The sequence below is a fragment of the Aeromonas sp. 3P genome, assembly GCF_051919745.1.
Lineage (GTDB): Bacteria > Pseudomonadota > Gammaproteobacteria > Enterobacterales > Aeromonadaceae > Aeromonas > Aeromonas veronii.
Genome location: NZ_JBQBED010000001.1, coordinates 3,099,968 through 3,119,752, shown reverse-complemented (window position 1 = coordinate 3,119,752; position 19,785 = coordinate 3,099,968). Strand labels below are relative to the sequence as shown.

Annotated in this window: 20 protein-coding genes; 6 read left to right on the top strand and 14 right to left on the bottom strand. The window is 59.2% G+C overall.

What is annotated here, in order from left to right:
* Positions 1-45: 45 nt before the first annotated feature.
* A complete protein-coding gene (sgrR, locus tag ACTG19_RS14380) occupies positions 46-1,749 on the bottom strand; it encodes an HTH-type transcriptional regulator SgrR (RefSeq protein ID WP_162628444.1) in 1,704 nt (567 codons plus the stop codon).
* A gap of 100 nt (positions 1,750-1,849) precedes the next feature.
* On the opposite strand from sgrR, the gene ACTG19_RS14375 reads away from it, so the two are divergent.
* The 3 genes from ACTG19_RS14375 to ACTG19_RS14365 all read left to right on the top strand — a co-directional run bounded on the left by ACTG19_RS14375 (position 1,850) and on the right by ACTG19_RS14365 (position 4,177).
* Entirely contained in the window at positions 1,850-2,026 is a 177-nt protein-coding gene (locus ACTG19_RS14375; RefSeq protein WP_005355239.1) for a hypothetical protein, read from the top strand.
* 150 nt (positions 2,027-2,176) lie between these two features.
* Complete coding sequence (locus ACTG19_RS14370) at positions 2,177-3,445, top strand: O-acetylhomoserine aminocarboxypropyltransferase/cysteine synthase family protein (RefSeq protein ID WP_113740225.1); 1,269 nt, start codon at positions 2,177-2,179, stop codon at positions 3,443-3,445.
* A 105-nt stretch (positions 3,446-3,550) separates the two neighbouring features.
* Complete coding sequence (locus tag ACTG19_RS14365) at positions 3,551-4,177, top strand: glutathione S-transferase family protein (protein ID WP_162628443.1); 627 nt, start codon at positions 3,551-3,553, stop codon at positions 4,175-4,177.
* A 66-nt stretch (positions 4,178-4,243) separates the two neighbouring features.
* On the opposite strand, the gene ACTG19_RS14360 is transcribed toward ACTG19_RS14365, so the two are convergent.
* Together ACTG19_RS14360 and ACTG19_RS14355 are read right to left on the bottom strand one after the other, a co-directional pair.
* The gene (locus ACTG19_RS14360) at positions 4,244-5,143 is read right to left on the bottom strand and encodes a DMT family transporter (RefSeq protein ID WP_439989193.1); all 900 of its coding nucleotides are present in this window, start codon (positions 5,141-5,143) and stop codon (positions 4,244-4,246) included.
* A gap of 137 nt (positions 5,144-5,280) precedes the next feature.
* On the bottom strand, positions 5,281-5,721 hold the full coding sequence (locus ACTG19_RS14355) for a DUF2214 family protein (protein WP_047438803.1): 441 nt from the start codon (positions 5,719-5,721) through the stop codon (positions 5,281-5,283).
* Between the two features lie 83 nt (positions 5,722-5,804).
* Between ACTG19_RS14355 and ACTG19_RS14350 the strand changes: the two genes are divergently transcribed.
* Positions 5,805-7,439, top strand: coding sequence for a sensor domain-containing diguanylate cyclase (locus tag ACTG19_RS14350; protein WP_139442752.1), 1,635 nt, complete (start codon positions 5,805-5,807; stop codon positions 7,437-7,439).
* Positions 7,440-7,554: 115 nt separating this feature from the next.
* On the opposite strand, the gene ACTG19_RS14345 is transcribed toward ACTG19_RS14350, so the two are convergent.
* Genes ACTG19_RS14345 through ACTG19_RS14320 form a run of 6 tightly spaced genes read right to left on the bottom strand, consistent with a single transcriptional unit; the run spans position 7,555 to position 12,834 of the window.
* Positions 7,555-8,208, bottom strand: coding sequence for an HAD family hydrolase (locus ACTG19_RS14345; protein ID WP_252656328.1), 654 nt, complete (start codon positions 8,206-8,208; stop codon positions 7,555-7,557).
* Positions 8,209-8,247: 39 nt separating this feature from the next.
* A complete protein-coding gene (locus ACTG19_RS14340; RefSeq protein WP_439974655.1) occupies positions 8,248-9,255 on the bottom strand; it encodes an ABC transporter ATP-binding protein in 1,008 nt (335 codons plus the stop codon).
* Between the two features lie 6 nt (positions 9,256-9,261).
* Positions 9,262-10,038 (bottom strand): ABC transporter permease, encoded by a 777-nt coding sequence (locus tag ACTG19_RS14335; RefSeq protein WP_421300734.1) that lies wholly within the window; start codon positions 10,036-10,038, stop codon positions 9,262-9,264.
* On the bottom strand, positions 10,031-10,930 hold the full coding sequence (locus tag ACTG19_RS14330; RefSeq protein WP_439989192.1) for an ABC transporter permease: 900 nt from the start codon (positions 10,928-10,930) through the stop codon (positions 10,031-10,033). The genes ACTG19_RS14335 and ACTG19_RS14330 overlap by 8 nt, the downstream gene beginning before the upstream one ends.
* Entirely contained in the window at positions 10,930-11,763 is an 834-nt protein-coding gene (locus ACTG19_RS14325; RefSeq protein WP_069528476.1) for an alkaline phosphatase family protein, read from the bottom strand. The genes ACTG19_RS14330 and ACTG19_RS14325 overlap by 1 nt, the downstream gene beginning before the upstream one ends.
* A 9-nt stretch (positions 11,764-11,772) precedes the next feature.
* Entirely contained in the window at positions 11,773-12,834 is a 1,062-nt protein-coding gene (locus tag ACTG19_RS14320) for an ABC transporter substrate-binding protein (protein ID WP_005355254.1), read from the bottom strand.
* A gap of 264 nt (positions 12,835-13,098) precedes the next feature.
* Between ACTG19_RS14320 and ACTG19_RS14315 the strand changes: the two genes are divergently transcribed.
* Positions 13,099-13,863, top strand: a complete 765-nt coding sequence (locus tag ACTG19_RS14315) for a UTRA domain-containing protein (RefSeq protein WP_439989604.1) — start codon at positions 13,099-13,101, stop codon at positions 13,861-13,863.
* 40 nt (positions 13,864-13,903) lie between these two features.
* Here the strand turns inward: ACTG19_RS14315 and ACTG19_RS14310 are convergent, their stop codons facing one another.
* Positions 13,904-14,668, bottom strand: coding sequence for a helix-turn-helix domain-containing protein (locus ACTG19_RS14310; RefSeq protein ID WP_005336490.1), 765 nt, complete (start codon positions 14,666-14,668; stop codon positions 13,904-13,906).
* 254 nt (positions 14,669-14,922) lie between these two features.
* Positions 14,923-15,123 carry a hypothetical protein gene (locus ACTG19_RS14305; RefSeq protein ID WP_139126133.1) on the bottom strand — a complete coding sequence of 67 codons (201 nt, stop codon included), beginning with the start codon at positions 15,121-15,123 and terminating at the stop codon, positions 14,923-14,925.
* An 820-nt stretch (positions 15,124-15,943) separates the two neighbouring features.
* On the opposite strand from ACTG19_RS14305, the gene ACTG19_RS14300 reads away from it, so the two are divergent.
* On the top strand, positions 15,944-16,570 hold the full coding sequence (locus tag ACTG19_RS14300; RefSeq protein WP_323927820.1) for a porin family protein: 627 nt from the start codon (positions 15,944-15,946) through the stop codon (positions 16,568-16,570).
* Positions 16,571-16,657: 87 nt separating this feature from the next.
* On the opposite strand, the gene ACTG19_RS14295 is transcribed toward ACTG19_RS14300, so the two are convergent.
* From ACTG19_RS14295 to ACTG19_RS14285, 3 genes are all read right to left on the bottom strand, one after another.
* Entirely contained in the window at positions 16,658-17,656 is a 999-nt protein-coding gene (locus ACTG19_RS14295) for a sensor domain-containing diguanylate cyclase (protein WP_257686490.1), read from the bottom strand.
* A 267-nt stretch (positions 17,657-17,923) separates the two neighbouring features.
* Complete coding sequence (locus tag ACTG19_RS14290) at positions 17,924-18,403, bottom strand: GNAT family N-acetyltransferase (RefSeq protein WP_429077561.1); 480 nt, start codon at positions 18,401-18,403, stop codon at positions 17,924-17,926.
* A 685-nt stretch (positions 18,404-19,088) separates the two neighbouring features.
* The gene (locus ACTG19_RS14285) at positions 19,089-19,745 is read right to left on the bottom strand and encodes a hypothetical protein (protein WP_439989191.1); all 657 of its coding nucleotides are present in this window, start codon (positions 19,743-19,745) and stop codon (positions 19,089-19,091) included.
* Between the last annotated feature and the right edge of the window lie 40 nt (positions 19,746-19,785).

Here is a 19,785-nt window from a genome sequence, read left to right as displayed (position 1 = left end):
AAGCGGCCACGGAGCACTCGTCGGCCGCGACAGAAATTGGACGAACTATGGCGCCTCTGCGGGCTGATGGGGCGGCTCGGGCCGCAGCCAGGCGCTGCGAAAATCGAACCAGCCGAGCGCTGTCATCCGCACCCCGTGCACGCCGATCCGGCTCTCCAGCTCCAGCCAGTGGTGAAACAGCGGCACAAACCAGCTCTGCTGCTGCACCGTTGCCAGCAGGGCGCGGGGGCCAGGCTCCTCACCGCTGGCGCGCCACTGCATCAACCCTTGCCACAACTCATGCTGACTGCTCCACACCTTGCGCAGCAACGGGGTGCCCTGCAACCAGACGTAGGGGGCAAAGGGGCCGGCATGTTCGAGGTTGAGGGTGCCGAGCCAGAGATCCACGTCTTCATCCTCGCCACTCACCCAGCGACCGTAATCGAGGGTGCGCACCTCGAGCCTGATCCCCTGTTCGGCCAGCAGGCTGCTCATGGCGTTGGCGCACTCGTTGAACTCCAGATGCTGGTTGAAGCAGGCGAGCACCAGTCTCCCCGGCAACTGCGCAGGTGTGGGCAAGGGCGCGGGCAACGCTTCGCGCCAGTGAGGAAGCAGGCCGAGGGCGCTGGTCCAGCCCCGTTGCAACTCGGGGGCGACCCGCCCCATCAGGGCCACCGGATTGAGCAGCTGGCCGAGCCACTGGCGCAGGGCGGGATCCCGCAAGGATCCGGAACGATCGTCCTGCAGCAGGAAGTAGCAGCCCGACTCCAGCTCCGACTCGCCGCGCATAGTACCGAGCTCAGGGCTGTCGCGCCCCAGCTGCAGGTGGGTCTCCAGTCGCTCCGCCAGCTCCGGCAGCATCCAGATATCGATCTCGTCGAGCAGGGCGCGCAGGCCGAAGTAGTCGTCAAACGCCGCAAGGCAAAGATGCAGGGGATCGTTGGCGGCCACCCGGTAAGGGCCGGTGCCCACAGGTTGCAGGGCAAAGCCCGTCTCCCCCTTGAGCTCCCGTGGCAAAATGGTCGCAACCGGTTCGGCCAGCAGGTGGGGCAGCCAGGGATCCGGACTGTCGAGATAGAGATCCAGCGTGCGCGGCCAGGGGCTCTCCAGCCGATCCAGATGGGCGAACAGCGGGCGATCCCGCAGGGCCAACAGACTCTCCATCACATCCTCCACCACCAGCTCGCGACCGTGGTGAAAACGCACCGCCGGGCGCAGGTAGAAACGCCAGTGACAGGGGCCCAGACACTCCCAGTGGTGAGCCAGATCCCCTTCGATTTCCCCATTTTCCTCATTTCGCCGGGTGAGGCCGTTGAAGATCTGGCGGCTCAGGTGAATTTCGGAGCGGCGCATCGGGCCGGTGGGCAGCAACTGCGGCAACGGCCGGTAGTAGGGCACCCGCAGGATCTGGCGCCCCTCGCGGGTGGCCTGACCGAGCTGTTCGATCAGCAACGGAGTGAGCAGATCGAGGCGATCCTCGGCCAACCGCACCGCCTGCGCCAGCTGGCCCTGACTGAGCAGATCCCGCAAGCGGCGCCGGGTCAGGCTCTCCTGACTATCGAGCAGGGTGAGCCGGGAGCGCCGCCCCCGACCCGCTTCCGCCGACCAGCTGAGCCAGCCCTGATCCTGCATCCGCCGCAGCAGCAGGCGGGCGTTGCGCGGGGTGCAGCAGAGCAGATCCGCCACCTCGGCGAGGCTGATCTCCCGCTCATCGCAGCCAAGCAGCTGGGCGAGTCGTTGAAATTGCTGATAGAGGCGACCGGTCGGCATAAAAGAGGAAATCCTGTTGCTATAAGTCATCAGTTTTTACTTCCGCATTTTAGCTCAATACTGCTGATGAACGTGAGAACCACTGCACAGGAGCACCATCATGAGCCACGCCAACCCCATCAAACCGAACCGGATCCAGCAGACCTTGCGCCGTTACTTCAAGCGGATCCTGCCACGCCCCTTGCCGCTCATCGAGGATCCCATGCAGCAGCTCAACCGCCTGATGCAGTGGGATATGAACCAGATCGATGACAAGGAGTATCGCCGTCGCCTCTGAATGAGGGCCATGCCAACCACTCGGGACACGCATCCCCTGCGGGAGACACTGCTTTGCCGGATCTTGCTGTTTACATCGGCCACGAGCCTGATAGATTGGACGTCTATCCATCTATAACTGCGACAAGCAACATCCAACAAGGAGTGTGTGATGAAAGATGCGACCCTGGCCTTGCACCACGGCTTTTCCAGCGACCCCACCACCAAGGCGGTCGCCGTGCCCATCTACCAGACGGTGGCCTACGAGTTCGAGAGCGCCCAGCACGGGGCGGATCTGTTCAATCTGGCGGTGCCGGGCAACATCTACACCCGCATCATGAACCCCACCAATGATGTGCTGGAGCAGCGGATGGCCGCGCTGGAAGGGGGGATCGCCGCGCTGGTGGTCTCGGCAGGTTCCGCCGCCATCACCTACGCCATTCAGGCGCTGACCGCCGCCGGTGACAACATTGTCTCCACACCCCAGCTCTATGGTGGCACCTACACCTTGTTCGCCCACATGCTGCCGAATTTCGGGGTCGAGGTGCGCTTTGCCAAGGATGACAGTGCCGAAGCCATCGCCGCCCTGATCGACGACAAGACCAAGGCGGTCTACTGCGAGAGCATCGGCAACCCGGCGGGCAACATCGTCGATCTGGCCGCACTGGCCAAGGCAGCCCATGCCCGCGGCGTGCCGCTCATCGTCGACAACACGGTCGCCACGCCGGTCTTGTGCAAGCCCATCGAACACGGTGCCGACATCGTGGTCCACAGCCTGACCAAATATGTCGGCGGCCACGGCAACTCGCTGGGCGGCGTGGTGGTCGACTCGGGCAAGTTCCCCTGGGCGGATCACGCCGAGCGCTTCCCCCAGCTGACCAAACCCGAACCCTCCTACCACGGGGTGGTCTATACCGAGGCCTTTGGCCCGGCCGCCTTTATCGGGCGGGTACGCACAGTGCCGCTGCGCAATACCGGCGCAGCACTGGCGCCGATGAACGCCTTCCTGTTGCTGCAGGGGTTGGAGACCCTCAGCCTGCGCATGGAGCGCCACGTCGACAACGCCCTGCGGGTCGCCAACCACCTCAAGCATCACCCCAAGGTGGCATGGGTCAGCTATGCCGGTCTGCCGGGTCACCCCCACTATCTGCTGGCGGAGAAGTACATGGCAGGTCGCCCCTCGGCGATTCTCTCGTTCGGCCTGAAGGATGGTTATGAAGCCGGCGTACGTTTCTACGATGCGTTGAAGATCTTCAAGCGGCTGGTCAACATCGGCGATGCCAAGTCGCTGGCCTGCCACCCCGCCTCCACCACTCATCGCCAGTTGAGCGAAGAAGAGCAGGCCAAGGCCGGGGTGAAACCGGAGATGATCCGGCTGTCGGTGGGGATCGAGGCGATCGAGGACATACTGGCGGATCTGGATCAGGCGCTGGAGGCCTGAGTCAGTCAACGAGGGAGCGGGCATCAGCCCGCTCTTTTTTTACTACCGGTGAACCGCCCCCTCGTCCGCTCGTATACCCCATCCTGCCACCGAATCGAGGTCGTTATGATAGTCCTGCACCACCTGAACAAATCCCGCTCCCAACGCATCATCTGGCTGCTCGAAGAGCTGGGCCAGCCCTATGAGATCAAGGCGTATCAGCGCGATGCCACCACCTTTCTGGCACCGCCCGAACTAAAAGCCATCCACCCCCTCGGCAAATCGCCGGTCATCGAGTTCGACGGCCGGGTGCTGGCGGAATCGGGCGCCATCACCGAGTACCTGATTGTCCGCTATGCCGCTGATCGGCTGGCACCGGCACCAGATAGCCCGGAGTATCCCGAATACCTGCAGTGGCTTCACTTTGCCGAGAGCTCCGGCATTCTGCCGCTGCTGCTAGACATGTTCGTGCGCAAGGATGGCAGCCCGATGCGCTTCCTGCCGGACTACGCCAAGGCGGAGTGTGCCAAGGTGCTGGGCTACCTCAATGAGGTACTGGCGAATCGCCACTATCTGGTGGGGGATCGCCTCTCCGGCGCCGACATCATGAACTCCTTCCTGGTGGATCTGCTGGCGCAAAGCGGTCAGCTGGCCCACTTCCCGCACCTGCAAGCCTACTGGGAACGCCTCAACACCCATCCGGCCCGTCAGAAGGCCATGGAGCTGGAGCGCGAGCTGGATCAGCGCCCCTGATCCGAATCGCCATCATGCAAAACGCCCCGACTGTCGGGGCGTTTTTGTTATGCAGCGGGCTGCGGTTTACTTGGTCGCAGGCAACTTGTCGCGGCGCGACTTCCACCACCAGCGCAGCCTGATCTGGGAGATAAGCATTCCCGCCAACATCAGGGCGCAACCGGCGATGGCGCGCTCGTCCAGCGTTTCATCCAGCAACAATACGCCACCCACGGCGGCAAAGACGGTCTCCAGACTGAGGATGATGGCGGCGTGGGCCGGATGAGCACCCCGCTGCCCTACCACCTGCAGGGTATAACCCACCCCGACCGACACCAGCCCGGCATAGAGCAGCGCCTGCCAACCGGCCACGGCGCCGCTAACAGTCGGGGTTTCGATAACAAAAGCAGTGGCGAGGCTGAGCAGGCCGCAGACTACGAACTGCACTCCAGCCAGCTTGATGGGGGCAACCCGGTTGGAGTAGTGATCCACCAGCAGCAGATGCACAGCCCAGAACAGGGCACCAACTACCTGCAACAGATCGCCAAAGCCGATGGTGAACTCGTCGGTGACGCTCAACACATAGAGTCCCGTCAGAGCAATCAGGGCACCAATCCAGGTATTGAGGCCGCTCTTGTGGCGCAGCAGCAGCCCCAGTACCGGCACCAGAATGATGTAGAGCCCGGTGATAAAACCGGCCTTGGCGGCAGTGGTATAGAGCAGCCCCACCTGCTGCAGGGAGGCGGCACAGAACAGCACCAGCCCGGCCAGCACACCACCGATCAGCAGCTGGCGATGGTCACCCGCGACGGCAACAGGTTGTCGGGATTTGAGCCACCAGAGCAGCGGCAGCAGGGAGAGGGCGCCGAGCAGAAAGCGCAGGCCATTGAAGGTATAGGGCCCCATGTGCTCCATCCCGAGGCGCTGGGCGACAAAGCCCATACCCCAGATGGTGGCAGCCATCAGCAACATCAGATTGGAGCGCATGGCGATTCTTCCTTAAATCGGCGCGTGACGGGTTATCTGATCCAAGATACCCGCCTCCCTATCCTCTTGTCTCCACTCTTTGTCTTCGCTCTCGCTCTCAACGCTCTGCCTTGCACTGCTTTTGAGCACCGCGAGTGTTACAGCAGCGAGGACTTGGTGAACACGGCCAACAGGGCAATCAGTAGCAGATTGCCCCGCAGGATCCACACCACCCGGAAGTGCTGCTGGATGGAGATCATCGGCGCCTTGCCCAGACGCAGGGCGCGACGCCAGCGATAGAAGAGGCGGCTGGGATAAACGAGGGAGCCGACAATCAGCAGAAACAGCCCCATCTTGAGGCCGTGGGAAGGATGGGCAAAGATCTCTGCCACCGAGCTGGCATGCTCGAGGGCCAGCAGACACCCGGTCGCAAAGATGGAGAAGAGCGCCAGCGCCGCCACCCCATCTGCCAGCAGCAGGCGGCGCACTCGCAGCATGTTCAGGCCGCGCCGAAAGATCAGATACTCGACACAGAGGGCAAGGATCAGCACCGCTATGCTGCCATAATGAATCATTGAGAGCAGAGTGTGGTTCAGCATCGGAAACATCTCATTTTCTGCCTTTAGACGAGCCGCACAGCATCATATATGCTGGTGTCACCCGAGACGAAAAGGATCTGTTCATGTCCCCCGCCAAGCCCAAGAACACTTGGTCTTTGATCACCCGCATGCGGCTGGGCTTCCTCTTGCTCTTTATCCCTGTGTTGCTGCTCGGCAGCATCTACTACCTGCATATGGAGCGCACCCTGCGCCACGAGCAGCAACAATATCTGATTGCTCGCAACACCCAGTATTTCCATACCCTGATAGAACCCTATCTGGCGACCCTCAAACGCCAGTTTACGCTCATTTATCAGCAGGTAAATTATCGGGATTTCAGCGGTCCGGAGATCCGCAACGGCGAGCGCTACCTGCAACAGTGGCAGGCCTATCACAAGGTGATGGAGCTCGATTACGTCTACGTGGGCACCGAGCATCGCAAGATGCTGATCCACCCATCCTGGCAGGCCGACGAGAAGTTCGATCCCAGAACCCGCCCCTGGTATCTGCTGGCCGCCAGCCATCCCGGACAGATTGTCTGGACTGATCCTTATTACGACTACACCTTGGGCACTCTCACCATGGCGCTGGCTCGGGTAATTAAAGATCCTGACGGCAAGCGGGTTGGCGTACTCTCGCTGGATACCCAGCTCACCCCCCTCGCCAGCTGGCTAAACAGTCGGCATGCTCAGAGTCACCATCTGGGTAATGGCTATCAGCTCCTGCTCAACCATGACGGGCTGGTGCTGGCCCATCCGGATCGCGAACGGGTATTCAAACCCCTCGCCCACCCCGACTGGCTGGCCCGGATGCAACAGCCGCAGGGCTTTTTCCTCGATGATGCCAGCGGCCTGATGGTCTCCTACTACCGCATCCCCGAGCAGCGCTGGATCCTGCTCAGCGTCGAGCCGACTGCCAGCATGCAACAGGTGATCGACAGCGTCTCCATCAACGTGCAGCTGATGATTGCCGTCGCCTGCATTCTCTATCTGCTGCTGGCCCTGCTCTGGTCCCGTTACTTCCGCCGCATGCTGGGGGAGATCACCCTGCTGATCCGCGCCAGCCGCTCCGGCGGTATCGCCTACAACGGCCGCCGCATGCTGGAGCTGGCCAAGGTCTATGAAGAGATGGATGCCGCCAGCCAGGACTTTGCCCAGATCCGGCTGCAAGCCAATCAGGACAAGCTCACCGGGCTCTACAATCGTCGCTTCTTCGACGAGTGCCTGCAGAAGCAGCTCAACAGTGGCGCTCCCTTCGGGGTGGTGATGTTCGATCTGGATGATTTCAAGCGAGTCAACGATACCCACGGCCATCAGGCGGGGGATGTGGTGCTCAAGCGGGTGAGCAAGCTGGGCATGAATCTGTTCCACGAGTGGGGCTGGTTCTGCCGCTATGGCGGCGAGGAGCTGGTGCTGATCTTCCGTTACGGCGAAGAGCAGCCGATGCTCCCCTCCCTGCTGGAAGCGTTCCGGCTCGGGGTGGAGCAGCTGGAGTGGCGCGAACCCGATCTCACTATCACTATCAGCGGCGGGGTGGCCTTCAGCCGCTCCGGGCTCTCGGCCAAAGAGCTGGTGGAGCTGGCCGACAAGGGGGTCTATCAGGCCAAGCGGGAGGGGAAAAACCGTATCTGCTTCCCGCTGCGCCACACCCCTCACCAGAGTGCCGAGGAGGACATTCCCGCCTTTGGCGAGCCCCGGCAACAAACCAACGAGGGGTAGCCACCACCGCCAACATCAACCACAACGCTGTCAGCAAAAACAAAGAGAGAGGCTCCTGCCTCTCTCTTTGTTTATCGTGCTCCTTGCCGCACGTTAAGCCTGTGTGGCGCACGACTCAGCGCTGCCACTCCCACACCGGCCAGCCCAGCTCCGAGGCGCACTGACGGAGCGCGGGGGCCGGATTGACCGCATGAGGATGGCTCACTGCCCGCAGCATGGGCAGATCGTTGTGGGAATCGCTGTAGCCAAAGCTCCCCTGCCAGAGATGGTCCCTGCCTGCAAAGAGCTGGTTGATGCGGGCCACCTTGCCTTCGCGAAAGCTGAGGGTGCCGCGGGTCTGGCCGGTCAGCATCCCCTCCTCCTCATCGAGCAGGATGGCGACGCAGTGATCCATCCCCAGCATCTTCGCCATGGGGGCCACCAGATGCTCGCCGGAGGCGGAGATCAGTACCAGCTCGTCACCACGCTGGCGGTGCCACTCGATGCGCGCCAACCCCTCCGGGTAGAGGCGCTCGCGCAGCACCTGCTCGGCGAAGTGGTGGCACTGCTGCTCCAGCCACTGGCGCGACTTGCCCGCCAGCGGCTGCAGGGTGAAGGCCATGTACTGATGCATGTCCATCTTGCCCTGATGGTAGAGGGACATCATCCCCTGCTCCTCGGCCACCATGCCCGCCGGGGCCAGCTCCCCGGCCACCATGTACTCCAGCCAGAGGCTGGCGCAATCCCCGGCAATCAGGGTCTCGTCCAGATCAAACAGTGCCAGTGCCATGAGGGCTCCTTGCGATAACAACGAAAATGAAACGAGGCGTCATGCTACCTCACAGAGTTGATCCCGGGCCACCACCAGGGTCACGGCGCTGCCGACCGACAGCAGATCGCCGGCACAGCGGTTGAGGCAATCCACCGTCAACAGCCCCGCCTCGCACTCCACCTGATAGCGGATCACGTTGCCGAGCAACTGCTGCTGACGAATGATGCCGGGCAGGCTGGGTTCGCTGCTGGTCGCCCCGGCGGGCAGCAGGGTGATGGACTCCGGCCGCAGCGCCAGCTTGCCCTGAAAACGGGGGCCGAACAGGGACTTGCCCTGCTCTGCGTTCAGCAGGTTGTAGTTGCCGATAAAGCTCGCCACAAACTCGCTGGCGGGACGGGTGTAGATCTGCTCCGGCGTGCCGCTCTGGACGATGGATCCCTTGTTCATCAGGAAGATCCGATCCGACAGGGTGAGCGCCTCCTCCTGATCGTGGGTCACGAAGATGGTGGTGAGCTCGAGGCGCTGCTGGATCTCGCGGATCTGCTGGCGCAGGCTGCGGCGGATGCGGGCATCCAGCGCCGAGAGCGGCTCGTCCAGCAGCAGGATACGTGGCCGCACCACCAGGGCGCGCGCCAGTGCCACCCGCTGGCGCTGACCGCCGGAGAGCTCGGCCGGATAGCGGCGCTCGAAGCCGGTCAGCTCCACCAGCGCCAGTGCCTCTTTCACGCTGGTCGATAGCTCGCGCCCCGGCTGGGGCTTCATCTTGAGGCCGAAGGCGACGTTGTCCCACACCGTCATATTGGGGAACAGCGCATAGCTCTGGAACACCATGCCGATGCCCCGCTTCTGGGGCGCCTGCCAGGTGATGTCCTCACCGGCCACCCGCACCTGACCGCCATCCACCGGAGTGAGCCCGGCCAGCGCCCGCAGCAGGGTCGACTTGCCGCAGCCGGAGGGGCCGAGCAGGGTCACCAGCTCCCCCTTGCGGATGCCGAATTCGATCCCCTCGAACACCGGGGTCTCGCCGTAGGATTTATGCAACTGATTGACTTCTAAATGAAACATCTTGGATCACCGATGAAATCTGTTGGCCGCCCAAGTGAGCAGCAGGGTCAGCAGGAAGTAGCTCATCACCAGCGCACTGGTGAAGTGGCCAGAAGTGGCGCGCATGTTGTAGAGGTAAACCTGCAGGGTCTCGTAGCGGGTGCCCACCAGCATGTTGGCAAACACGAACTCGCCGAGCAGGAAGGAGAGAGAGAGAAACAGCGCCGCCAGCAATCCCTTGCGCAGGCAGGGGATCACCACCAACAGAAAGGCGCGCCGACTACTTGCCCCCAGCAGATGGGCGGCATCCATCAAATCCCTGAGCGGTACCCCTTGCAGGCTGTTGGCCAGCGCCCGATACATAAAGGGGAGCACCACTGTGAACCAGGTACCGATCAGGATCCACGGCGTGCCGATGATGGGCAGAATGCCATCGGCGTAGATCTGCAGCAGCCCCACTGACGAGACCACAGGTGGCACCGCGAAGGGGAGCAGGATCAACAGGTTCATCCAGGGATCCAGCTTTGGGAAGTAGTAGGCCACCACCAGCACGGTCGGTACCAGCACCACGGTCCCCAGCAGCAGGGTGGCGAAGCAGACCAGGAGGCTGCGGCCAAATGCAGCCAGAAAACGCGGGTCGCCCCACAGCTTGAGATACCAGTCGAGGGTGAAGCCGTCCGGCAGCAGGGTCGCCCCCCAGCGGGTGGAGATGGAGTAGAGAAAGGTAGCCAGCAGCGGTAGCAGCAGGGTGGCGACCAGCCCACCCAGCACCCACTTGGGCCAGCGCGGCGTCAAATCATGCATGGGATTGCCCCTTGTTCACATAGCTCTTTTTCAGCAGCCACTGGTTGGCGGCCGTCACCACCCCCAGCAGCACCATCAGGATCACCGCCAGCGCCGCCGCCATATTGGGCTCGAGGAAGATATCGCCGGAGACCAGACTGGCCACCCGGATGGTCACCAGATTGAAGTTGCCGGTGGTGAGGGCGTAGGCGGAGGCATAAGCCCCCACCGCGTTGGCAAACAGGATGATCAGGGTGCCGAGCAGCGCAGGCGTCAGCACCGGCAGCGCTACATGCCACACATACTGCCCCTTGCTCGCCCCCAGCAACGCGGCCGCTTGCGGCCACTCATCCTGCAGCGCATCGAACGCCGGGTAGAGCAGCAGCAGGGCGAGCGGGATCTGGAAGTAGGTGTAGATGAGGATAAGGCCGCTACCCGAGTAGAGGTTGAAGCCGTCGATCAATCCCCATGATTTCAGCAGCAGGGTCACAGCACCATTGATGCCGAGAATGATGATAAAGGCGAATGCCAGCGGCACTCCGCTGAAGTTGCCGGTCATGGTGACGAAAGCCAGCAGCAGCTGCTTGACCCGCTCGCCACTGTGGCGCAGCGCCGCCGCCCCGAGGGTGCCGATGACAAGCCCCGCCAGACTGGCGATACCGGCAATGCGCAACGAGTTGCCGAACGATTGCAGGTAGAAGGGGGAGCTCAAAATCTCCCGGTAGTAGTCGAGGCCCCAGCCATCGGGGGTCTGAAAGCTGCCCACCAGCACCCACACCATGGGGGCGAGCTGGAATAGGATCATCAAGAGGATAAACGGCAGCAATACCAATGCGGGCAGCCAGTGGCGGCGCACCTTCTGCTTGGTTGCCACGGGTCGATCCGCGAGGATCTCGGTGGTGGCAGGCATCATCAGTGCACCTCGCGCATAAAGGCCGCCTTGAGCAGCGGTGGCGCAGCCGGCTTGTCGTGGGGGATGCCCAGCAGATCGGCCATCAGGGCGCAGAGCTGGGTCTGGGCGATCACTACCCCATCCGGCCAGCGCTCGATAAAGGCATCGCCAAACAGCCAGAGTGGCACGGTGCGCTCTTCCGGCAGGGTGCCGCCGTGGCTCAGATCGTTGTTCATGCCGTGATCCGAGGTGATCACCACCTGATATCCCTCCACCAGCCACTGGGGCAGCAGATCGGCCAGCAGGCTGTCCATGCGGCGCGCCTGATTGCGGTACTGGCGGGAATCGAGGCCAAACTTGTGGCCCACATCGTCCACCCCCATCGGGTGGATCAGCAGAAAATCGGGATCGTACTGGCTGCGCAGCCACTCGCCATCCATCAGCAGATGGCTGTCGGGATAGTTGTCATCCCAGTAGAAGCAGCCGTGCTGGATCGGCAGCAGCTCGTCGTGAGTAAAGCGATCACGGGCAGCCAGCCATGGGCTGCGGTTGTAGAGTTCGCTCACCCAATGGTAGGCCGCCGCTGCGGTGCGTTTACCCGCGGCGCGGGCCAGATGGAAGATGGAGTCATGCAGACTGAGGCGACTCACCCCGTTGTGGGTGATGCCGCTCACCACCGGCGGCACGCCGGTCAGGATGCACTCGTAGAGGGGTCGGGAGAGAGACGGCAGGGCAGCATTCAGGGTCGTATGCAGGCCCCGCCCCGCCTCCACCATGCCACCGAGGTAGCCCATGGTGTGGGCTACCTCGGCTGCCAGACCATCCACAAGTACCACTATCACCTTGTGTTGCACTGGATTCCCTTACTGCATGTTGATCATGACGGTTTCTTGCCACTGGCGCGGCAGGGCTTTGGAGCTCTGCTCCCAGGCGGCGTGATCCTGAACCGGCTTGGCATTGGCATACTGCTCGGCTGGCAGCAGCTTGGCCTTCACATCATCCGGCAAAGTCACGTTGCTGCGGATCGGGCGAGCGTAGCCGCGGGCCAGGTTGATTTGACCGGCATCGGAGAGGATGTATTCCCGCGCCAGTTTGGCGGCGTTGGGGTTCTTGGCCCACTTGTTGATGATGGTGGTGTAACCGGCGATGACGGAGCCGTCACTCGGGATCACCACATCAAACTTCTTGGGGTCGATCTGGTCGCGGTAGTTCAATGCGTTGAAATCCCACAGCACACCGACTTCTACCTCGCCCTTCTCGATGTTGGCGATGGTGGGATCGTTCAGGGAGAGACGACCCTGTTTGGCCAGCTGACCGAACAGCTCCAGTGCAGGTTTCAGATTCTTCTCGCTGCCGCCGGTGGCATAGGCCGCCGCCAGCACACCGTTGTTGGCCTGGGAGGCTACGCCCACATCACCCAGGGTCACCTTGTAGTCGCCACCCAGCAGGGACTGCCAGCTGGTGGGGGCGGCCTTGACCAGATCCTTGTTGATCAGGAAGGCGATGGTGCCGGTATAGGCCAGCATCCAGTGACCGTCGGCGTCCTTGGCCCAGTTGGGAATATCGGCCCAGGTGGAGGGTTTGTAGGGCTGGGTGACCCCCTGCTTGACCGCAACCGGACCGAAGGCGCCGCCCACATCTCCGATATCGGCGGTGGCGTTGGCCTTCTCGGCGGCGAACTTGGCGATCTCCTGCGCCGAGCTCATGTCGGTATCCTGATGCTTGATGCCGTAGATGCTGCCCAGCTGCTGCCAGGTATCCTTCCAGTTGGCCCAGCTGTCGGGCATGCCGATGCTGTGGAGCTGGCCTTCACCGCGGGCGGCCTTTTCGAGATCCGCGATATTTTCGGCTGCATAGCTATTTGTGGCAAACAACGGTTGGCTGATGGCCACCATGGCCAGTGCACTTGCGATCACGCTTTTCATCATCCCATCCCTCTGGACTAGGTCAGTTAAGGTTCGAGAGGGATGCTAGAGGGGAATTGTGACGGTGGCGGGGCGCTTTAATGGCAGTTTGATGACAATCACCCTGTCATGGCGCTGTCATCCACAGCAGTTACAACTCTGAACCCGAGTGAGGCTGGACTATTCCAGTAAGGGATTGGCCAGCCACCCGCCTTCTGAATAAGCAACAGGGACAAGAGTGTGACCGAGCCGAGATTGAGCGAGCAGAGAGTGAACGAACAGAGCATGGCCGATGGCCGCGTCTCCTCCAAGTGCGAACAGACTTGCCAGACCCTGCGCCGCTATATCGGCAGCGGCCAATTGGGGGCCGGGCAGCAGCTGCCCGCCGAACGGGCACTGAGCGAGCGTTTCGCCACCACCCGCATCACCATCAAGGAGGCGCTCTCCAGCCTCGAAGCAGACGGCCTTATCTACCGGGCCGAGCGGCGCGGCTGGTTTGTGGCGCCACCCCGCCTCACCTACGATCCCGCCATCCACACCCACTTTCACCAGTGGATCGGCGAACAGCAGCGCACCGCCGAAACCCGGGTGCTGGCCCACGGCAGCGAGCTTGCCAGCAGCGAGCTGTGCCGCTGGATGGGGCTGGAACCCTTCACCCCACTTTATGAAATCCGCCGCCAGCGGCTGATCGACGGTCGCCCGGTGCTTCATGTCAGCCACCACCTGCTGGCGAGTCGCTTTCCCGATATCGCCAGCGCACCGCTGGCCAGCTCCCTAACCGAGCTCTATCAGCAGCGCTATGGCATAGGCCAGGGTGGGGCGAGTCTCGAGATCACCCCCTCGGCGGCGCGCGGCGCCATCGCCCGCGCCCTCAATCTGGCGGAGGGGAGCGCGGTGCTGCGGCTGGTGCGGGTCAACTACGACGAGCGAGGCGGTCTGGTGGATTGCGATATCGAGCACTGGCGGCCGGATGCCATCCGCATTTGTCTGGATACGCGAGCATTGCAGCCGCTCGCAGGCAAGCTGCAACAAACCCGGGTCGCCGATTAGACTCCAGCCAACAGAGCGGATCCCGCAGGATCCGCCGGGATCAGTTGTCGATATTGGGGATCATGTCGTCAAAGCTCTGATAGCCGCAGTCGGCCAGTTGCAGCGACATGGTGTAGGTCTTGGCGTGCTCCTGCTGGCCGATGGCGGGGCGGTTGAGCTTGATCTCCTGATGCCAGTACTCCTTCATCCGGTCGATCAGCGCCATCGCCTCTCCCTCGTTGAGGTGCAGCTGGCAGAGCGCCATATAGTTGTTCGACTTGTGCATGTTCTCCACCAGATACTCCCCCAGCACCGACATTGCCTGCCGTGCCTGCTGACGGGCGAAGCGGCTGTGCTGCTCGAAGCTGATCCGCTCGCTGATGAGGAAGTGGTAACTGTTGTCGATACCGAGCTGCAAAATGCCGAGCTTCTCCAGCTTGCGCAGATAGAGGTAGCAGGAGGCATCGGTCAGGCCGTACTCCCGCTTGAGATCGATCAGCGTCTTGTCGCGCCAGAAGATATTGGCGAGAAAGGCGTAGAGCCCCGGTTCGTTGTGAAACGCCTCATCCTGCTCCTGAGTGAAGACGGCGCGGCGGCTCTGGGCGTCCTGAGTGCGATCCAGCAACTCCTCGAACGAGAGCCCCACCAGATGGCAGATCTCCAGCAGGGTATCGAACGGCAGCGAGGGCTTGTTCATCATCCGTTTCACGGTCGCGATGGAGACACCCATGGCTTCTGCCAGGGTCTGATAGCGGATCCCCTTGTCGGTCAGGGTCTTCTTCAGGGTGTCGAGAATATTGTTGGCCAGGGTCTGGCTGTAGGTCATGCCACTCTTCCTTGTTATCGCACTTTCATTGCATGGTTATGCCGAGTCAGCTTCTGACCTGTTTTTACCTTCAAGGCTCAGATATTGACACCGAAAAAACAGCCTAGAGAAAAAATCGCCTACAACGCCCATCAGGACAGACCAGTTGAACGATGAGGTCGCAAAATCTGACACCAGACAGTGCATATCTTTCAACCCGCAAACATTTTGCTAGTGCTGCATAGAACATCGCGCATAATCGAAACGTATCGAATTCAAGACCCTTCCTGGTTGAGAAATCGATTGTTTGCTTCCAAATTTTTATCTTTTAAACCGTAAGGTTTTTTCTCTTTCCTGGCATTGGGCGGCGCTGATAGCACCGCCCTTTTCTTTTCCCTGAATTCGCAGGTCAGGTCAAGGGCCCCGGCAAGGGGAAGTGTCACCGGCCACCCGCCGCCCACTGATGCGCCAGCCACCACGATCTCTCTGGCAAGGTATCCTAAACGATCATCAATACCGTGTTATTGCTATGCAATATATTTAAATGGCTTGCTTGGAAAGCTTCGCCAAATATGGAAACGAATATAATAAAGTTATTTAAAACGCCAAAAACCTATCTTTTAAATGGCTTGTATATATAAGCAAACAAAATTAATCAGACCGCACACCTCATATCTGCTTATCACACCTTATGCCCACCCCAACGAGTGCTGCCGGGAGAAATGAAAAACCACCCACAAGAGCCCATCTGCGTATCTGATGGGTAGCATGGCCCACGCCAAAACAGCCTCAAAAGACCACCAAAACCCTCAATGGGAACAATCCCAAGCCTCAAAAGAGCAAAAAACAGGCAAAAAGATAGATTTTTTTTTCACGGTTTCACCTTGTGATGCGTTCAAAAAATCATCGAAAAGAACCTGATGCCAATCAGTGACATCTGAGATGCCAATTTTTAGACAACTCATCACGGCTACGCTCGAATGAAAATTTAATGCCGATATAAATCAATCGCATAGAATTAAAACCGAACTCTCAGCCTGTCATTTTCCTCACCAGTTAATTATTTAAACCTCAATAAAGCTAAAACTCTAATAACACCATTTATTAAACAAAATGCCCCTGCTTGCAGCCAGTAATATTTAGAAGAATGGGGAAATCACTCTCTTGTTATTCAGAAATGTGCTGACTATACTGCGGCCCCTCTGTGAAAGCAGAGCAATGACGGAAATATAAAAATCTTCATGGATTGAGCAATATAAATCACACGCAGTTCACGCAACACAAGGTTATTTATCCATGAACAAGTTTAATAAAATTGCCGCTTTCTCCCTGCTTGCTCTGGCCATGAATGGCGGCGCCCATGCCGAAGGCTGGTATGCAGGTCTGGATCTGACCACCTCCAAGATGGATCTCGACGGTGACCTCCAGCGCGTTTATGACGCCAAGCTCATCGATGACCAACTCGACGGCGGCAGCCTGATCGTAGGTTACAGCTTCAAACCCTGGTTGGCCGTTGAAGGTGGCCTGCACGCCCAACAGATGGATCAGCTGACCTGGGTGACCTCCCCGATTGCAACCGGCTTTGCCGACACCACCATCGAAACCCGCAGCATCAGCCTGGCCGCCAAGCTGAGCCAGCCGCTGGCCTGGGGCTTCAGCGCCTATGCCAAACCGGGTATCGCCTACACCCGCACCGAAGTGGAAGTTGTCGGCAACGCCACCCTCCTCGGCTTCAGCGGTCAGGTAAACGAGAGCGCAACCAAGAGCAAGGTACACCCCAATCTGGAAGTAGGTCTGGACTACGCCTTCAACGACCACTTCTCTGCAGGTATCGGTTACGAGCGCCAGTTCAACGCCCTGAGCCTGGGTGACGAGCACTACTCTCTGGATACCTTCAAGCTGGGTCTGCGCTACCACTTCTAAGTCGCGCCGCGTCAGTAACAATGCAAAAGGGCCGCAGGTTTCAAACCTGCGGCCCTTTTTACTGCTCTTCTTTCCGTGCCCTGCGCGTTAGCAGATCTGGTCTTTACCCAGCTGCTTGGCCTGATAGAGCGCCCGATCGGCGCGCACCATCAGGCTCTCCTTCTGCTCATCCTGCTGATACTCCGCCAGCCCGAAGCTCATGGTAGCGGGCGCGTGGGGGCAGATGGGCTCGCTCACCATCAATGCCTGAAACTTGCTCGCCACCACCAGCGCATCCTCGCGGCCGGTGTTGGGCAACAACACCATAAACTCGTCACCGCCCCAACGGGCCAGCAGATCGATCTCGCGGATATGGCGGCGCACCAGCGCCACTATGTTGATCAGGGTCTGATCCCCGGCGTTGTGGCCATAGCTGTCGTTGATCTGCTTGAAGTTGTCCACATCCATGGCGATCACCGTAAACGGCTGATGGAAGCGGCGCGCCCGCTCGCACTCCAGCTGCAACGCCCGCTCCAGCCGATAGCGACTGGCGGCGCCGGTCAGAGCATCGGTCTCTGCCAGCAGACGGTTCTCCTCGGCTTTCTGTTGCAGCGCCTCGTTGAGTCGCACCAGCTCGGCGGTACGCTCGGCAACCTGCTGCTCCAGCGACTGATTGCGCCGCTCCAGCTGTTCCAGCAACAACTTGCTGGCGTGGATATCGCGATGGGCGCCGATCATCCGCGCCACAGACCCATCGGGATTGCGCTCAATGATGCGGCCACAATCCTCAATCCAGAGGTAACTGCCATCCCGGCAGCGGCAACGGTACTCGGCGCGATATTCGTGGGCGCTGCCGCTCAGACAGAGATCGAACTTCGCCATCACTGCCGCCAGATCGTCGGGGTGGATCACGTTCTCCCAGGTGAAGACGGTATTGCCGAGGGAGTGAGGCTCGTACCCCAGCATCCGGTACCAGCCGGGGTTGCGATAGACAAAACCGGTATTGGCATGCCAATCCCAGATGCCATCGCTGGTCACCTCCAGAATGCCATGCACCACGGCCTCGCTGACATCCGAGATCCTGATCGTGTCACTGTCCTGCACCATAGCAGTTATCCTTGTTCTTCCGCCCCGCGCCACCACGGGGAATCGTGCTGTTGTCGTGAGGCGCTACCTTGGCATATTGCAACAGAACTGTCAGCCAGAACCCCACCGCACCAACGTTTACCCGGTTATCGGCCACTCACGGCGCAGGCTGAATCAGGGTGGCCATAAGTGTGGCTCAAGCGCGCCCCATTTACCGGATTTAACTCACGATTCAGTCATTTGGGGGATGGGAATAAATGAGGGGATACCCAGAGGCCATCACAGAGGTCACTCGGCCAGAGTCAGCCGATAAAAATCCGTCTCCTGATGTTTCGGATTGGGACGCAGAAATACCCAGCCAAAGCGCCGGTAATGATTCAAGGCCCGCACATTGGTACGACTCACGGAGAGGATCGCCCATTTGCAGCCAGCCCCCAGCAACTGCTGGCGAATATAGGCCTGCAACTGCGCGGCCAGCCCGCGGCCACGATATTCAGGGAACAGATAAATCAGCTGCACATAGCCGGTCTCGGGTTCATCGGAAAAGCTGCGAAACTCCAGCTGGCCCACCCGTTGTTCACCCGCCCAGACATGCAGGTAGTGCCATTGCGCTTGCCCCAGCCTTTCGCGGATCCGCTCCCGATAGCCGTCGATAAAGTCGGCAAAACCATCATGGGTATGAAAGCTGCAAAAATAGGCATCCCTGCGTGCCTGCACACAGAGCTCGTAATCCCGATCCAGATCGATGGTGTTAAATTCAAGTTTCAAGCAATGACATCCTGTCGTGTGTTGGTTCGATGTAGGGTGTAATAAGCGCAGCGCATTACACCTTTTGGCAGATAAATAGCAGCGGTGCAATTCACTTCGTTCATTGCACCCTACCGGATTTCACAAAGCGGGCGAAATTGGCATTGTGCCAACCTGCGCCCCTCACCCTAGCCCTCTCCCAAAGGGAGAGGGGATAAAGCGGCATCGGAAATATGATCGCCAGCCACGTAGGTTCGATTAGCGAAGCGTAATCGGACAGCGGTAACGGCATTGATCCCTTCTCCCGTTTATTAAAAAGGAGGAGAAGGGTTGGGATGAGGGGGAGGAAAAAAGAGATTTCACGGTAAACGCTGGGCTTCGCTACGCTCAGCCACAACCTACACAATCGGTAGGTTGGTGCTGAGCCTGTGAAGCCCAACATACTCGATTACTCAATTACGCGATCGTCCGATTACGCTTCGCTAATCGAACCTACACATGCCTGATAAAGCAGTGGTGTGAAATATATCAAAATAAGCCCAATCTCCCTTCTCCCCTTGCGGGAGAAGGGCTGGGGATGAGGGGGAGGAAAAAAGAGATTACGCGGTAAACGTTGGGCTTCGCTACGCTCAGCCAGAACCTACACAATCGTGTAGGTTGGTGCTTAGTCTGCGCAGCCAAAAGACAACGCTATAGAAACAATAATTTATATTGAACAATTATAATCTTTCGGCATTTCTACGGAAAAATCATACTCTTCTGGCTTATCAAAGCTCAATCGTTCAATTGACTGTTGAATCAAAAAATTATACATGGATTGATCTGAACATCCTTCTTTAAACGATGAAGAGAATGTAAACATGACATTCTGTTTGTTCTTCATATCAAACCATGATGTGATAAAATAATAACCTGTTATTGTATCTGTTTTGGTTGATGAACCAACTACACCAAGGGTTTTCTGTCTGTTCTCAGTACAATTTAATGTTGCACCAAACCCTGTACAATTTACCGTGGAAAAGCCACTATCTACCATGCCATAGTCTGGGCTGTTATATTGGTATGAACTCATTTCCTTACTTACATCAACAAATAAAACCAATTCAATCGGCTTTTTTATCTTATCCACCTCATTATATGAAAATACATTGACAAAACCTTTACTTTTTAGGGCGTTAGTCACTTTATTTACATAAAACTTAGTTTCTAATACATTTCCTTTTTCATATGCTGCAACTACCATAACTTTATCATGTAGAAAACTATAATCTGGATCAACTTGAGATTTATATCTCCCATCGATTTGGGTTGAACAACCTGAAAGCAAAGTAACAACTACTAAAGCAACTATTTTGTTAAGCATAACATTCTCCTTTAAATAAAAGTTTTCTATTTAAGATGAT

Excerpts from the sequence above, each read along its gene's own strand:
- sgrR (WP_162628444.1), bottom strand. The coding sequence starts at position 1,749 with ATGCCGACCGGTCGCCTCTATCAGCAATTTCAACGACTCGCCCAGCTG.
- ACTG19_RS14375 (WP_005355239.1), top strand. The coding sequence starts at position 1,850 with ATGAGCCACGCCAACCCCATCAAACCGAACCGGATCCAGCAGACCTTG.
- ACTG19_RS14370 (WP_113740225.1), top strand. The coding sequence starts at position 2,177 with ATGAAAGATGCGACCCTGGCCTTGCACCACGGCTTTTCCAGCGACCCC.
- ACTG19_RS14365 (WP_162628443.1), top strand. The coding sequence starts at position 3,551 with ATGATAGTCCTGCACCACCTGAACAAATCCCGCTCCCAACGCATCATC.
- ACTG19_RS14360 (WP_439989193.1), bottom strand. The coding sequence starts at position 5,143 with ATGCGCTCCAATCTGATGTTGCTGATGGCTGCCACCATCTGGGGTATG.
- ACTG19_RS14355 (WP_047438803.1), bottom strand. The coding sequence starts at position 5,721 with ATGCTGAACCACACTCTGCTCTCAATGATTCATTATGGCAGCATAGCG.
- ACTG19_RS14350 (WP_139442752.1), top strand. The coding sequence starts at position 5,805 with ATGTCCCCCGCCAAGCCCAAGAACACTTGGTCTTTGATCACCCGCATG.
- ACTG19_RS14345 (WP_252656328.1), bottom strand. The coding sequence starts at position 8,208 with ATGGCACTGGCACTGTTTGATCTGGACGAGACCCTGATTGCCGGGGAT.
- ACTG19_RS14340 (WP_439974655.1), bottom strand. The coding sequence starts at position 9,255 with ATGTTTCATTTAGAAGTCAATCAGTTGCATAAATCCTACGGCGAGACC.
- ACTG19_RS14335 (WP_421300734.1), bottom strand. The coding sequence starts at position 10,038 with ATGCATGATTTGACGCCGCGCTGGCCCAAGTGGGTGCTGGGTGGGCTG.
- ACTG19_RS14330 (WP_439989192.1), bottom strand. The coding sequence starts at position 10,930 with ATGATGCCTGCCACCACCGAGATCCTCGCGGATCGACCCGTGGCAACC.
- ACTG19_RS14320 (WP_005355254.1), bottom strand. The coding sequence starts at position 12,834 with ATGAAAAGCGTGATCGCAAGTGCACTGGCCATGGTGGCCATCAGCCAA.
- ACTG19_RS14315 (WP_439989604.1), top strand. The coding sequence starts at position 13,099 with ATGGCCGATGGCCGCGTCTCCTCCAAGTGCGAACAGACTTGCCAGACC.
- ACTG19_RS14310 (WP_005336490.1), bottom strand. The coding sequence starts at position 14,668 with ATGACCTACAGCCAGACCCTGGCCAACAATATTCTCGACACCCTGAAG.
- ACTG19_RS14300 (WP_323927820.1), top strand. The coding sequence starts at position 15,944 with ATGAACAAGTTTAATAAAATTGCCGCTTTCTCCCTGCTTGCTCTGGCC.
- ACTG19_RS14295 (WP_257686490.1), bottom strand. The coding sequence starts at position 17,656 with ATGGTGCAGGACAGTGACACGATCAGGATCTCGGATGTCAGCGAGGCC.
- ACTG19_RS14285 (WP_439989191.1), bottom strand. The coding sequence starts at position 19,745 with ATGCTTAACAAAATAGTTGCTTTAGTAGTTGTTACTTTGCTTTCAGGT.